This window comes from Candidatus Binatus sp. (assembly GCF_030646925.1).
In the GTDB taxonomy this organism is placed as follows: domain Bacteria; phylum Desulfobacterota; class Binatia; order Binatales; family Binataceae; genus Binatus.
In genome coordinates this window covers 22,178-35,429 of the sequence record NZ_JAUSKL010000080.1, presented here as the reverse complement: position 1 = coordinate 35,429, position 13,252 = coordinate 22,178, and the positions used below count along the sequence as shown (strand labels likewise).

The 13,252-nt window shown below is 61.7% G+C and carries 12 protein-coding genes; 5 read left to right on the top strand and 7 right to left on the bottom strand.

Annotation, left to right across the window (positions count from 1 at the left end):
- Positions 1–16: 16 nt before the first annotated feature.
- Both Q7S58_RS22235 and Q7S58_RS14205 read left to right on the top strand, forming a co-directional pair.
- Entirely contained in the window at positions 17–163 is a 147-nt protein-coding gene (locus Q7S58_RS22235; protein WP_370655522.1) for an amidohydrolase family protein, read from the top strand.
- 240 nt (positions 164–403) lie between these two features.
- Complete coding sequence (locus tag Q7S58_RS14205) at positions 404–796, top strand: endonuclease domain-containing protein (RefSeq protein WP_304826888.1); 393 nt, start codon at positions 404–406, stop codon at positions 794–796.
- A 114-nt stretch (positions 797–910) separates the two neighbouring features.
- On the opposite strand, the gene Q7S58_RS14200 is transcribed toward Q7S58_RS14205, so the two are convergent.
- On the bottom strand, positions 911–4,066 hold the full coding sequence (locus Q7S58_RS14200; protein WP_304826885.1) for an efflux RND transporter permease subunit: 3,156 nt from the start codon (positions 4,064–4,066) through the stop codon (positions 911–913).
- On the bottom strand, positions 4,063–5,337 hold the full coding sequence (locus tag Q7S58_RS14195; protein WP_304826882.1) for an efflux RND transporter periplasmic adaptor subunit: 1,275 nt from the start codon (positions 5,335–5,337) through the stop codon (positions 4,063–4,065). Before Q7S58_RS14195 ends, Q7S58_RS14200 begins: the two co-directional genes overlap by 4 nt.
- Before the next feature lie 255 nt (positions 5,338–5,592).
- Here Q7S58_RS14195 and Q7S58_RS14190 point away from each other — a divergent pair, with 255 nt between their 5' ends.
- Entirely contained in the window at positions 5,593–7,356 is a 1,764-nt protein-coding gene (locus Q7S58_RS14190) for an ice-binding family protein (RefSeq protein WP_304826879.1), read from the top strand.
- Between the two features lie 82 nt (positions 7,357–7,438).
- Positions 7,439–7,987 carry a hypothetical protein gene (locus Q7S58_RS14185; RefSeq protein ID WP_304826876.1) on the top strand — a complete coding sequence of 183 codons (549 nt, stop codon included), beginning with the start codon at positions 7,439–7,441 and terminating at the stop codon, positions 7,985–7,987.
- Positions 7,988–7,996: 9 nt separating this feature from the next.
- Here the strand turns inward: Q7S58_RS14185 and Q7S58_RS14180 are convergent, their stop codons facing one another.
- The 3 genes from Q7S58_RS14180 to Q7S58_RS14170 all read right to left on the bottom strand — a co-directional run bounded on the left by Q7S58_RS14180 (position 7,997) and on the right by Q7S58_RS14170 (position 10,165).
- Positions 7,997–8,434, bottom strand: a complete 438-nt coding sequence (locus tag Q7S58_RS14180) for a hypothetical protein (RefSeq protein WP_304826873.1) — start codon at positions 8,432–8,434, stop codon at positions 7,997–7,999.
- Positions 8,431–8,595 (bottom strand): hypothetical protein, encoded by a 165-nt coding sequence (locus Q7S58_RS14175; RefSeq protein WP_304826870.1) that lies wholly within the window; start codon positions 8,593–8,595, stop codon positions 8,431–8,433. The genes Q7S58_RS14180 and Q7S58_RS14175 overlap by 4 nt, the downstream gene beginning before the upstream one ends.
- 472 nt (positions 8,596–9,067) lie before the next feature.
- Positions 9,068–10,165, bottom strand: a complete 1,098-nt coding sequence (locus tag Q7S58_RS14170; RefSeq protein WP_304826867.1) for an amidohydrolase family protein — start codon at positions 10,163–10,165, stop codon at positions 9,068–9,070.
- A gap of 475 nt (positions 10,166–10,640) precedes the next feature.
- On the opposite strand from Q7S58_RS14170, the gene Q7S58_RS14165 reads away from it, so the two are divergent.
- Positions 10,641–11,321, top strand: coding sequence for a class I SAM-dependent methyltransferase (locus tag Q7S58_RS14165; RefSeq protein WP_304826864.1), 681 nt, complete (start codon positions 10,641–10,643; stop codon positions 11,319–11,321).
- 9 nt (positions 11,322–11,330) lie between these two features.
- On the opposite strand, the gene Q7S58_RS14160 is transcribed toward Q7S58_RS14165, so the two are convergent.
- Both Q7S58_RS14160 and Q7S58_RS14155 read right to left on the bottom strand, forming a co-directional pair.
- Entirely contained in the window at positions 11,331–12,386 is a 1,056-nt protein-coding gene (locus tag Q7S58_RS14160) for a questin oxidase family protein (protein WP_304826861.1), read from the bottom strand.
- Positions 12,387–12,407: 21 nt separating this feature from the next.
- Positions 12,408–13,241 (bottom strand): hypothetical protein, encoded by an 834-nt coding sequence (locus Q7S58_RS14155; RefSeq protein ID WP_304826857.1) that lies wholly within the window; start codon positions 13,239–13,241, stop codon positions 12,408–12,410.
- Between the last annotated feature and the right edge of the window lie 11 nt (positions 13,242–13,252).

Sequence of the window (13,252 nt, the reverse complement as noted above, 5' to 3'; positions counted from 1 at the left end):
TGGCTTCGAGCGCAACGTGCTGTGGGGCTCCGACTATCCGCATTTCGACTGCATCTATCCGGGCGTGGTCGGCGAGGTGAAGCGGGCGCTCGGCGTGCTCACGGAAAGCGCGCGCGAAAATATCCTGCATCACAACGCGCTCAGATTTTACGGTTTGGAGTAACGCACGGTCGCATTGTTTTTAAGAGAGATGGCGCCGATATATCGAGGAGCCGCCCTTGCGATACCTCGCCCTATGACGCTGGGGAGAGATGTAAGCGACACGCTGAGAAGGCGCTTCTTCTACCTCTCCCGTTATTTTCACGGGAGAGGGGGCCGAAGTCGCGGAACGCGACGAGGCAGGTGAGGGTGCTGGATCGCCTGATAGTTCACCACTGCCAGCATATTGTGCAATTCTTCATCCATGCCCGACCTCGTCCCACCGCGACTGACTTCGAGCAAAGCTCTCGCCCGCTCGCGCAGGATGCGTCGCGAGGCTACCGACGCGGAGAAGCGACTCTGGTCGATCCTCCGAAATCGAGATCTCGACAACTGGAAATTTCGAAGGCAAGTGCCGATCGACGAGTACATTGTTGATTTTTGCTGCATCAAAGCGCGGCTGATAGTCGAGCTCGACGGCGAACAGCATCTGGACCAGCTCAGGCGCTACGACGAGGCGCGGACCAGGCGCCTCGAGAACCTGAGTTTCAGGGTCATGCGCTTCTGGAACTCCGAGGTGATGAACGGCGCGGATGCTGTAGTCGAAGTAATCGCACGGGTGCTTGACATCGAAAACGATCGATCGAAAGTGCGTTAGCGCGCGATCCGGCACCCTCACCTACCTCGTCGCTGGCGCGACTCGGCCTCCTCTCCCGTAAAATAACGGGCGAGGTAAAGAGCAGCGAATTCGGTGGCCGCATGGCGTCCGTCATCATGACGCGAGGCGGCGGGTGCGCTCCGGATCGGCGGCGGGAATCGCGGGAGCGGCTTCGGCCTCTGCGATACCGCGGCGGCGGGCGCGCCACGCATGAAACCGCTCCTCGAATGATTCCATGTAGGTATAGAAAACCGGCGTGATGTAGAGCGTCAGGAACTGCGAAAAGAACAGCCCTCCGACGACTGCGACGCCGAGCGGACGCCGCGACTCTCCGCCCGCGCCGAGTCCGATCGCGATCGGCAGCGTGCCGATCAGCGCCGCCATCGTGGTCATCATGATCGGCCGGAAGCGGATGATGCATCCCTCGAAGATCGCTTCGGCCGGCGACTTGCCTTCGGTGCGCTGCGCGTCGAGCGCGAAGTCGATCATCATGATGGCGTTTTTCTTGACCAGGCCGACCAGCATGATTACGCCGACGAAAGCGAACAGGTCGAGTTCCATGCCGAAGGCCCAGAGCGTCAAGAGCGCGCCGAGTCCCGCCGCCGGCAAGCCCGACAGAATCGTGATCGGATGGATGAAGCTTTCGTAGAGCACGCCCAACACCAGGTAGATGACGAGGATGGTCATCACCAGCAGCATCCCGAGGCCCGTTAGCGACGACTCGAAGGCCTGCGCGGTGCCCTGGAAGTTGGTCGTGATCGTATCGGGCAGTGTTGCGGCGGCGATCTGGTGAACTTCGCCGAGCGCTTTGCCGAGCGACACGCCCGGTGCGACGTCGAACGAAATCGTCGCCGACGGCAATTGCCCCGAGTGATTGATCTGCAACGGGCCGAGCGAGCGCGTGAACTTCACGATCGTGTCGAGCGGCACCATCGTGTCCTTCGATGATCGCACGTAGAGCAGCGACAGCGTCGAGGGTTCGTTCTGGTACTCGGGCGCGACTTCCATCACGACCCAGTACTGATTGTTGGGCGCGTGAATCGTCGAGATCTGGCGCGAGCCATACGCATAGTAAAGCGCGTCCTCGATCGATTGGGCCGAGATGCCGAGTGAGTGCGCCTTGTCGCGATCGATATCGATCGTGACTTGCGGATTTTGCAGTTGCAGGTCGCTGTTCACCCCGCGCAAATCGGGGACCTCGCGCAACTTGGCCTCGAGTATCGGCGCGTACTTGTAGAGCGTGCTGGTATCCGGACTTTGCAGCGTCATCTGATACATGCTGCGGGTGAATTGCGCGCCGATCCGAATCGCGGGCGGGTTCTGCAGAAAGGCGCGCATCCCGGGCACCCCGTTCAGCAGCGGCCGCCATTTAGTGATCAGTTCATCGACGCTCAGCTTGCGCTCCGAGCGCGGCTTCAGATGCAAAAAGATGATTCCGGAATTGGTGCTGCCGCCCGGTCCATTCGATCCGACGCTCACGAAGTAGCTGCGTACATTCGGGTCATCCTTGATCAGGCTCGCCACGGCCTGCTGATGCTTGACCATCGCGTCGAACGAAATTCCCTGCGCCGCGAGTGTGAAGATCGAAAGCTGGGCCTGATCTTGGGAAGGCAGGAAGCCCTTCGGCACCGCATAGAAAAGATATATCGTCGCGGCCAGCACCCCGCCGGAAAAGTACATCGTGCCGCGGCGATGACGCATCACCCACCCGAGACTGCGCTGATAGGCGTCGAGCAGCCGATCGAAATAACGTTCCGTCACGATGAACAGATGGCCGTGGCGCTCGCTGCCCGGCGGTTTCAGGAATCGCGAACAGAGCATCGGAGTCAGCGTTAGCGAGACGAAGCCCGAAACCAGAATCGCCGCGCCGATCGTGACTGCGAACTCGTGCAGCAGGCGGCCCAGAATGCCGCCCATGAACAGCACCGGGATGAATACCGCGGCGAGCGAGCATGTCATCGAAAGAATCGTGAAGCCGATTTCCTGGGCGCCATCGAGCGACGCCCGCAGCACGTCCTTCCCCATCTCCATGTGGCGCACGATGTTCTCGAGCATCACGATCGCGTCGTCAACGACGAAGCCGACCGCCAGCGTGATCGCCATCAGCGACAGATTGTCGAGCGAGTAGCCGAGCATCCACATCACGGCGAAGGTGCCGACGATCGACATCGGCAGCGCGAGGCTCGGGATGATGGTGGCGGAGAGATTGCGCAGGAAGATGAAGATGACCATCACGACCAAGCCAATCGTGAGCAGCAGGGTGTACTGCACGTCGTTGACCGAGGCGCGAATCGTCTCGCTGCGATCGCCCAGCACTTCGATGTGGAGCGCGGGCGGCGCCTCGGCGCGGAACGCGGGCAGCAGCCGCCGCACGCTGTCCACGACTTCGACCGTGTTAGTGCCGGGCTGGCGCTGGACCGCGAGCACCACCGACGGCTCGCCGTTCGACCATCCGGCGTTCTTGTCATTCTGCACGCTGTCGAGCACGCGGCCGACGTCTTCGAGCCGCACCGGCGAGCCGTTCTGATACGCGACGATCAGCGGGCGATAGGCCGCCGCCGAAGTGAGCTGGCCCTTGGCTTCGACCGTGAACGATTGATGCGCGCCGTAGAGCGTGCCGGTCGGCATATCGACGTTGGCGTTGGCGACTGCGTTCGCAACTTCGTCGATCCCGATTCCGCGCGTCGCCAGCGCCTTCGGATCGACCTGGATGCGCACCGCGTACTTCGCCGAGCCGTACACCTGCACCTGCGCGACGCCGCTGACCATCGAGATGCGCTCGGCGAGGTAGGTTTCGGCATACTCATCGACTTGCGACATCGGCATCGTGTGCGAGCCGAGCGAGAGGAAGAGAATCGGCGAGTCGGCGGGATTCGACTTCTTGTATGACGGCGGACTCGGCATCCCGTGCGGCAACTGCGATTGCGCGGCGGCGATATTTGCCTGCACGTCCTGCGCGGCTGCATCGATATTGCGCGTCAGGTTGAATTGCAGCGTGATGCTGGTCGAGCCCTGGATATTGGTCGAGGTCATCGAGTCGAGGCCGGCGATCGTCGAGAACTGTTTTTCGAGCGGCGTCGCGACGGATGACGCCATCGTCTCGGGACTCGCGCCGGGCAGGCCCGCGTTGACGACGATCGTCGGGAAATCGACGTTGGGCAGATCATTCACCGGCAGGTAGCGATACGCCATCACGCCGAACAGCAGGATCGCCATCGACAACAGCGTCGTCATCACGGGTCGTCGAATAAAGGTCTCGGCGATATTCATGACGCGACCTCGTGGTCGGTGAGGCCGCTCTTGATGGTGACCTTGGAGCCGGGGATGAGGCGCAACTGGCCGTCGGTGACGACGGTTTCGCCGGCCTTGAGCCCGCCGGTCACGACGGTCTGTCCGTCGATCGAGGCGCCGATGACGATCTTGCGCGACTCAACTTTCATGCCTGGCGCCACCACGAAAACATACGATCCCTGCTGGCCGGTTTGCACGGCCTGCGACGGAACCAGGATCGCGTTGGCGCGTTCGGCGACGATCAGCGTCGCGTTGACGAACTCGCCGGGCCAGAGCCGTCCGTCGGTGTTGGCGAAGAGGCCTTTGAGCGCAATCGTGCCGGTTTTCGCATCGACGGAATTATCGACGAAGCTCATCTCGCCGGTTTCGGTTTGCTGCACGTTCGGAAACGAAACTTCGACCGGCAGTTTGTGCGTCGTCATGACCTCGCGCACCTGCGCGAGCTTTTGCTCGGGAATCGAGAACGTCACGTACACCGGATGCACCTGATTGATCACGACCATCGGCGTGTCGGCGTCCGGCTTCACGATATTGCCGGCGTGGACGAGCAAGTTGCCGGTGCGGCCATCGATCGGCGAGCGAATCGCGGTGTAGCCGAGATTCAACTTCGCGGTTTGCACCGTCGCTTCGTCGGCTTGGAGCGTCGCGGCGAGCGAGGCGGCCGCGGCCTGCGCCTGATCGTATTGCTGCGGCGAGCCGACACCCTGCTTGACCAGGTAAGCGTAGCGTTTTTCGTTGGCGTCGGCCTGCTTGAATTGCGCGCGATCCCGGGCGAGATTCGCTTCGGCCTGATGCAGCGCGGCTTCGAACGGGCGCGGATCGATCGTGAAAAGCAAGTCGCCCTTCTTCACGTCCTGACCCTCGTGGAAATGAACCTGCGTGACCTGGCCGTTGATCTGCGCCTTGATATCAACGGTCGAGAAGGCCTCGACGCGGCCGATCGCACGAATCGATTCGGCGACATTTTTCTGCACGACCTTGGCGGCCAGCACGGGCACGACCTCGGCCCCGCCGCCGAAGCCCTGATCCGGGGCTCCGCGCGAGCATCCTGAATTGAGCATCGCGAGTGCGATCATCGTGAGCATCGCGGCGCGCGCGATCGCGCGCATCGGCGCTCGCAGGCGGGCTTGCCGCGCGATCGTCGAAATGCGGAGATTCGTGCGCGATGCACGCTGTTCCTTCAACTTGGAATTGCCTTTCAACTTCCCGGTCTGGCGCGCACCGCGCCGCGAAGATGCAGCCGTGAGCATCGATGCCCACGGCCGTTCCTACCTTAGCTCAGGCGGATATTATCAGGCTGCGGCGAGCCAATAAAATCGCGAATCTCCGTGATCCATCGCTTCACCGTCGTCCACGCCAAAAGCGATCGCAATCAAACCCGCCGGCGAATCCAAGTGCCTTGCGGAATACCAGCCCACTGCCTACAGTCCGGAATGCGTTCTTCTTGCAGTACCCGGCCCACGACATCCGAATCGCGCGGCCAAACAGACCAGGGAGCACAGAATATGAAACTGCGGGGCTATGCCTCGATCGTGGCGGGACTGACCTGGGCAGTTGCGGGTACCGCATTATCCGCGCACGCAGGCGGCCTCGGCGCGGCACGCCATTTCGCCGTGCTGGCGACCGACGGCGGCGTTCGAATCGGCAACGCCGCGAGCATAAGTCCCGGAGCAACCGGGCTGATAGGTGGAACTACCGTCCGGCTGGGTAACGGGAGCGGCACCGGCGCCAGCGTGATTGCCGGCGCGGCCTCGGCGCGGGCGATAACTGTTGGGAACGGCAGCCGCACGCAGGGACAATGCGTCAGCGGTGGCGGCTCGATCACAATCGGCCACGCCAGTTCCTGCCGCGCTGGGTTGGATAACGGCGGGCAGAATCCGCTGTTGAATGAATTGAGCGCGGCGGTTGGCGACGCGGCGTCCGCGGCGTCAGAACTTGGCGCACTCAACCCGACCCAAAATCTCCAGCCGATCAACCTTCCGCACGGTGGCAGTGCGACGATCGCTCTGGCGCCGGGCTTCAACGTCATCAAGCTACCGTCGATAACGGCTGGGAACGGAGCGCGAATAGTTATCGATGGTCTCGAGGACGCTTATGGAGCGATCAATGTCGCCGGCGATTTAAGCCTCGGCAACGGCGCACGCATCTTACTGAAGGGCGGCATCACCGCCGATGAACTGATTTGGAACGTCGGCGGCAACGCGAGGTTCGGCAACGCGGCCACGGTAAAAGGAACCGTGCTGGCGGACATGGGAAACTGTTCGGCAGGCAACGGTGTCACCGTGGCCGGCGCGCTGATTTGCGGGACGGTAGCCACGGGCGATCGGATGCGTACGGATTACACTTGGGCTTTTCTGCCGCGCACGATCTACGTCAGGAACTTTGACGCGGGCAGGGTGACGGAGTACCCGGTCGGCAGCAGCGGCAATGTGGCGCCGTCCGCCGTGATCGAGGGCGACGCTACGCAACTCTCCGTCGGCTCCAACCTGGGTCCAATCGGCATCGCGCTCGACGGCTCGGGCAATATCTACGCGCAGAACCGCACGCCGCTGTTCAGCAGCATCGAGGCGTATGCGGCGGGCGCCAGCGGCAACGTGCCGCCGATCGCATCGATCGATGACGGCGAGAATAAATTTGGCATCGCGCTCGATGCCGCCGGCAACATCTACACGGCGAGCATCGGCCCCTGCGTGTTCCCGGCGCTTTGCGGAAGCATCACCGAGTACTCAGCGGCCGCGGGTCACCCCTTGCTGAACACCATCCTCGGGTTCGGACAATTGGAGCCGACGGGCGTGGCGGTGGATGCCAAGGGCAACATCTACGTCGCTAACAATCGCGACATCCGGGTGTACGCGGCGGGCAGCAGCGGTGACGTTCCGCCGATCGCGAAGATCGTCGGCGATGCGGAACATCCACTTACGGCAAGGGGTATTGCGCTCGACGCCGCGGCGAACATCTACACAGTCAATTTTGACAGCGTCACGAAGTACGCGGCCGGCAGCAGCGGCTTCGTCGCGCCGCTCGCAACCATTCAGGGCGACAAGACCATGATTGCCAGTCCGTATGCGATTGCGATCGCGGGCGGCCGCATCTACGTCGCGAATGGTTCTGGAGGCCCGAGTTGCGGCGCGCTCAACTGCGGAAGTATCACGGTCTACAAGCAGAGCAGCAGCGGCAACGTCGCGCCGGTCGCCGTGATAGTTGGTCCGTCGAGCGTCGCCGATCTGACGGAGCTTCGAACGCCGGGCGGAATCGCAATCGGCGATTGAAGCAAGCGGCCCGTCCTCGAATCGACCGACGCGGGAAATTCACCCCGCGTGCGGCGCCAGACGAGGTCGCGCGGGCCGCGCGATGAGCCCGCAGGTCGCAGAAGCCGTCGCTTTCGACTTGCAGCGCGCGATTGAACCGCGCCCGCATATTTTCCATCGCGACGGTCGCCGTCAAATCGACGATCTCCTTTGTATTGAAGTGGCGCTTCAGTTCCTCGAACACCTGATCGGGAACGTCCACCGAGCCGAGCGTCATTTCCTCCGTGTAGCGCAGCGCCGCGCGCTCAGCCGGCGTGAAGAGCGGATTCTCGACGTAGTCGCCGACCGCGGCGATTTTTTCGTCGCTGATTCCAGTCGCGCTGCCACCGGCAGCATTGATGTCGATTCAGAACACGCAGCCGATCATTTGCGCCGAACGCAGACAGACGAGCCGCTTCAGTTGCGGGTCCGTCACCTTCGATGCCTCGACCGATTGCGTGAAGATGGTCATCGCGACGGTGAGGCCGGGTCGATACGCCCACGCGCGGAAGGGGTTCAATACCTTGTGCATCCGGCGCTTCATTATCCAGACGAGCGGCTTGAGCATCCAGTGGAACTGATTTTCTTCAAGCGGTTCGATACGCACGATTGATCTCCTGAGTCACGCGGCGCGCGCAGCGGCGAGTTGGTGGGCCGCGGGCCCGCGATAAAGAATCACTGCTATCGCGATCAACAAAATCGCCGGAGCGAGGATGCCGAAAAGTTCGGTCGGCAGATGCTTATCCGAAAGCAAGCCCTCAGCATGCGACCAGATATGCAGGATCGAATGCATCACGCCGGCCACCGCGGCGACGACGATCGCGATCGTGTTGCGATACGGATCGTAGGCGGCCGCGGCGAGACCGACGCCGACCGCGAGAAAGAACGTGCCGCCATCCATCACCAGATGCGCGTTGAAGGGGCCGGTGTCGGGCACGCCCGGCACCAGCTTGAAAAACCACGACGACGGGAAAAAGAACATCTCGACGCCGGTGACGATATCCATCGCTGCCAGGATCCATAGCAGGACGACGATCCATTTCGGCGCCTTGGTCTTCATGCGGCATTCTCCTTGAGTGCGCGGCGGTGAAGTCGCGTAGGTCTGATGTGCGCGGGAATCGTAATCGCCAGCGCGACGATCGCAGCGACGATAGCGAACGATTCGATCAATGTCGGCGCCGATGCCACATCGAAGAACGATAGTGCGTGCGCAATCGGCATGGAAGTATCTTCAAGCATTCAAATGGCAGGACGAACCAAGCGCGACTCCGTCATCTCGAAGCGAAGGTTTCTCGAACTCCGTCATCCCCAGCAAGTTCTCTTTTCCGTCATCCCGAGGGAAGGCTGCTGGAGTCGAGGGATCTCGATCGAACGTCGCGAACCACCTACACGCGTTAGCAGGCAAAAAAGCGAGATCAGCGACTCTCTTTTGTCATTCAGAGCGAAGCGAAGAATCCCGGATCGTTTTTCCGGCTTTCGTTCACGCGCCGATTGCACCCTCACCCGGCATCGGCTATTCGCCGCTGCCGACCTCTCCCGCAACCAAGCGGGCGAGGCAGGCAAAGGAAGGATCCGCTCTCGAATATGTCGGAGCATCAGCAGTCGCCGCCGAGATGCGAAATCCGTCGCACAAAAAAACGTGCGCCGGCGCGATCGCGGATCGCGCCGGCGCCGTGCCGAAACGAACTCGAAACTAGATGCTCAGGTGGTACAACTCCGCGACGTTGTCGTGCAGGACGAAATTTTTCTCGTCCTCAGTCATGCCGAGCGTCTGCTTGGCGAGGATTTCCTGCGACCACGGCCAGGTCGAATCGCTATGCGGGAAATCGTTCGCCCACATCAGGCGATGGATGTTGCAGAGATCCTTCACCTGGAACGCGACGTAGTCATCCTGGAACGTGGTGTACACATTCTCGCGGAAGTACTCGCTCGGCATCTTGGTGAGCGTGCCCGCGGGCAGCCAGTAGCGATGGCGATCGTAGGCGTGATCCATCCGGTACATATAATGAGGAACCCAGCCGGCGTCGGCCTCGACGCAGACGACCTTCAGCTTGGGATGGCGCTCGAACACGCCGCCCAGAACGAAAGTGCCGATGATGTCCTGGCATCCGCGGATGATCGACAGGAAGCTGTTCAGCTTGGGGCCGCGAGTCTGAAAGTTGTCGGTGCTGCTGGTCAGGATGTGGAAGCTGAGCGGCAGTTCGAGATCGATCGCGGCCTCGTAGAAGGGCGCATAGATCGGGCTGTCGTAATCCTCGACCTGCGGGTTGCCGGGCATCATGACGCCCTTCAATCCAAGTTCCTTGATCTTGCGGAGATCTTCGATTCCTTCCTCGACGGAGCGCATCGCGGTCTGGCCGCATCCGATGAGGCGATCGGGGTGCGCGCCGCAGTACTCCGCGATCCATAGATTGTAGGCGTCGAAGCAGGCCTTCTTGTAATCGAAGTCGCGATGGTTGCAGAGGATCATGCCGACGGTCGGATAGATCACTTCGGCCGCGACGCCGTCGCGATCCTGATCGGCCATGCGCGCGTTGGGATCCCATCCGCCCTTGTGCAGCTCTTCAAAGATGCCGCCGGTCGCCCTGAGCTTGGACGAATCGATACCGGCCGCGGCGGCGAGCGCGATATTGATCGGACGCGGAAAATCCTTGACCAGGAAGATGTCGCCGAGCTTGTCGTCGTGAATCATGTGCGGCGCCGAGTCCTTGTACTTGTGGTCGATACGATCCACGTACGTGCCCGGCGGCTCGGTGATGTGTGAGTCGGCTGAAATGATTGGTTTCTTCATCGTTGCTACCTCGATTGGTTTCGCCTGAGCGAAATCCTGACCGGGAATTATTTTCGATCCAAGCCTCACGATCTCTACTACAAGGCTCGCCGCTTTATCAACTTTGGAGTTGCGCGCCGATTGGCCGCAGTCTCAAGTCCCTCGGTCCGCGACCCCGCACGGGTAGGGCGGGCGTCCCTGCCCGCCTCTTTCGCGAGTGCCCGGTTCGTCATCCTGAGCGAAGGCTGCCGGAGTCGAAGGATCTCGGACAGCGGCGCGAAAGCGACGCCGGTACCGGTTCCGGATCCGCGAAGCGGTCCTTATCATGCAGAGACCGAGAGGCGGGCAGGGACGCCCGCCCTACCCAGACAGGTGCGGTAATCGGCGCGCGACGGCAAACAGCTTAAGAATCTGCGGTTACTCGTTTTCTTCTACTTCTTCGCCATCGCACCCAAACACAGTTGATTCTCGACAGTCGCGACATCAGAATCGGCCAATGGCAAATTCGGTTCAGCGCGCGTTCGATCTGGCGGCGGAGGATTACGATCGAACCCGGCGCAAGCTGGTGCCGGGCTTCGACGATTTTTATCGCACCGCGATCGATCTGATTCCGTTTCCGCATGAGAATGAGATCGAAGTGCTCGATCTGGGCGCGGGCACCGGCATGCTCGCGGCGTTTATCGCGTACAGTTTTCCGAAGGCGCGCATCACGATGGTCGATATCTCGAACGAGATGCTCGAGCGGGCGCGCGAGCGCTTCGAGCTTGGCGGCGAGCGGTTTCAGTTCGAGGTGAGCGATTACGGCATCGCGCCGATCACCAGAAAATACGATGCGGTGGTGTCGGCGCTATCGATTCATCATCTGCCCGATGAGCAAAAGCGCTTGCTGTTCAAACGAATCCACGACGCGCTCAACGACGGCGGGGTATTCGTCAACGCGGAGCAATTCCGCGGCGCGACGCCGGAGCTCGAGCGGCTGAATCACGAACGATGGATCGCGCGGGCGCGCGACCTCGGCGTGGACGAGCAGGATCTGGCGGCGGCAATCGAGCGGATGAAGTTCGATCGGTCGGCGACGCTCGATGATCAGCTCGAATGGATGCGCGAGGCGGGGTTTCGCTCGATCGATTGCGCCTACAAGAATCTGATCTTCGCGGTGTACTCCGGCCGCAAGTAACGCGGCAATCTAACCGTTGCTCAGCAATCTGATTGCGTGGAGGGCGGCGGGGCGGTAGGCGGGATCGCGATGCGGGCGATCTTCGCGCAGGCACACCTCTGTAAACTTGATCGCGTGCTCGTCACCGGTCGCGATCGCTCGATCGATTAGCTCGTCGTCGGAGATAGCAGTGGAGGGTTCCTCGATCTTGAGTGGCGCGGCGATGCTGAAAGTCGAGTAGAGCGCGACCGACGCCTGCCATGCATATCCGAGCGCCGGTGCGACCGCGTCGGCGCGCAGATAAGGAAGCATTGGGCGCACCGCGGATGGACCAGTCACCGCATGAACGAATGCGATCGCGGTCAGCAAGTCGTGCGCATTGGCGAGAAAGACGCGCGCGAAGGTGGCGGTCAGATCGGAGACGAAGGCCGAAGGGTCGGCGTCGGTATCGACCATCGAGAGCGTGTTCTCGAACGGCTTGAAGTGATCGAGTTGCTTGAGCGCGGCGTCGAGCGAGGCAAAGCCACTGCCGCGCTCGCCGTGCGGAATCACTTCGACGCGATCGATCGCGGCGGACGGCATCGCGGAACCGCGATCGCGTTTCTCGCCGGGCAACGTGTTGTAAACGGCGGCCCAGTAGCCGAGCGCGTCGGCTAGTTCGCGGCGGCGTTGCGCGGTATCTTCAATTGCGAGCGAGCGGGTCGCATGTCCGGTGCGAATCGCGCCGTGCGCAGCGGCGGAGATCAATCCCGGCGACAGTCGTTCGACCCAATCCTGAACGACTTCATGCCACGGCCGTTCTTTTAGTTCGTTGGTGAAGAACGCGGACCAGTCGCCGGCGCGCTTGAAACGTCCGAGCGCTTCACGCCAATTTGCGTTCGTGATTTTCTCGCGTTCCGCGATGCGCGGGTTCAGTTGCTTGCGATAATTCTCGGTCCATGCGAGCACGCGATCGCGCCGGCCCATCGCGCACATCGCCTCCGCGCACATCGGTCCGTGATTCGAGAGGCCGCCGCCGAACTCGGGACCGCAGTCGGAAAGCATCTCGAGCGCTTCATCGAGGACCGAATAGTCAGGTGCGTTCACGTTGTTCCTGGGATCGCCGCATTAGGGAGCTTCGGTGCTGAATGCGACTTTCAGATCGTCGCCGGCGAAGGGATAGACGTGAACCATCCAGCCGAAAATCTGTTTGTGAAACGTGCCGCCGACGGCTTCGCATTCCGCCTGTTCGGAAATTGTTCCGGTGAAGCCGAAGCGCGCGTCGGCGAGGTATCCCACGCGCATCTGCATGCCGTGATTCATCTCACTTGAGTGATCGAGCGACGACGCGAATTTGGGATGGCTCGGCATGATGCGCCCGTTGATCACGTCGTCTTCGGTCACGCCCGCGGGCAGGCAGATATTGGTGTGCGCATGCCAATGCGACAGGCTGAGCGGAATCAGCTTGTCGAGTTCCGCAGGGTCGTCGGTCGGCGGCGCGGAGTACATCGCACCGACCAGCTTGTATCCGCCGAGCGTTTGTTTTTCGTACAGCAGCGAGCCGGGATGCGCGAGATCGAATTCGCCCATGTATTCGGCGGCGCTTGCGGAGCGGCTCGCGAAGTGGAAAACGTCCTGCGGCACCGTCTCCATGTAGGGCAGGTAGCCCTCGGCGAGCGCGACTTTGTAGTCCTGATACTTTGTGAGTTTGTCGCGCATCGTCTTGACGATCAGTTCGCCGCGCTCCGTGTCCGCCGGCGTGGCGGGGCGCGAATCGGTCATGGTCATATGCGCGCCCATTTTCATGTGCGCGCCCATCTGGCCCATCGCGCCAGTGCCGCTGCTGTTGGAGTTGGAATCGTCGTGGTCCATCGCGCCCATGTCGTGAGCGATCGCGGACGACGCCAGCGCCGCCACGATGAATGCGGATGCGATCGATAATTTCCAGCGTCTAAGCGCCATCGCGGGATACC

Bases quoted from the DNA above. Each gene is read 5' to 3' on its own strand.
- Q7S58_RS14205 (WP_304826888.1), top strand. From the start codon at position 404: ATGCCCGACCTCGTCCCACCGCGACTGACTTCGAGCAAAGCTCTCGCC.
- Q7S58_RS14200 (WP_304826885.1), bottom strand. From the start codon at position 4,066: ATGAATATCGCCGAGACCTTTATTCGACGACCCGTGATGACGACGCTG.
- Q7S58_RS14195 (WP_304826882.1), bottom strand. From the start codon at position 5,337: ATGCTCACGGCTGCATCTTCGCGGCGCGGTGCGCGCCAGACCGGGAAG.
- Q7S58_RS14190 (WP_304826879.1), top strand. From the start codon at position 5,593: ATGAAACTGCGGGGCTATGCCTCGATCGTGGCGGGACTGACCTGGGCA.
- Q7S58_RS14185 (WP_304826876.1), top strand. From the start codon at position 7,439: ATGAGCCCGCAGGTCGCAGAAGCCGTCGCTTTCGACTTGCAGCGCGCG.
- Q7S58_RS14180 (WP_304826873.1), bottom strand. From the start codon at position 8,434: ATGAAGACCAAGGCGCCGAAATGGATCGTCGTCCTGCTATGGATCCTG.
- Q7S58_RS14175 (WP_304826870.1), bottom strand. From the start codon at position 8,595: ATGCCGATTGCGCACGCACTATCGTTCTTCGATGTGGCATCGGCGCCG.
- Q7S58_RS14170 (WP_304826867.1), bottom strand. From the start codon at position 10,165: ATGAAGAAACCAATCATTTCAGCCGACTCACACATCACCGAGCCGCCG.
- Q7S58_RS14165 (WP_304826864.1), top strand. From the start codon at position 10,641: ATGGCAAATTCGGTTCAGCGCGCGTTCGATCTGGCGGCGGAGGATTAC.
- Q7S58_RS14155 (WP_304826857.1), bottom strand. From the start codon at position 13,241: ATGGCGCTTAGACGCTGGAAATTATCGATCGCATCCGCATTCATCGTG.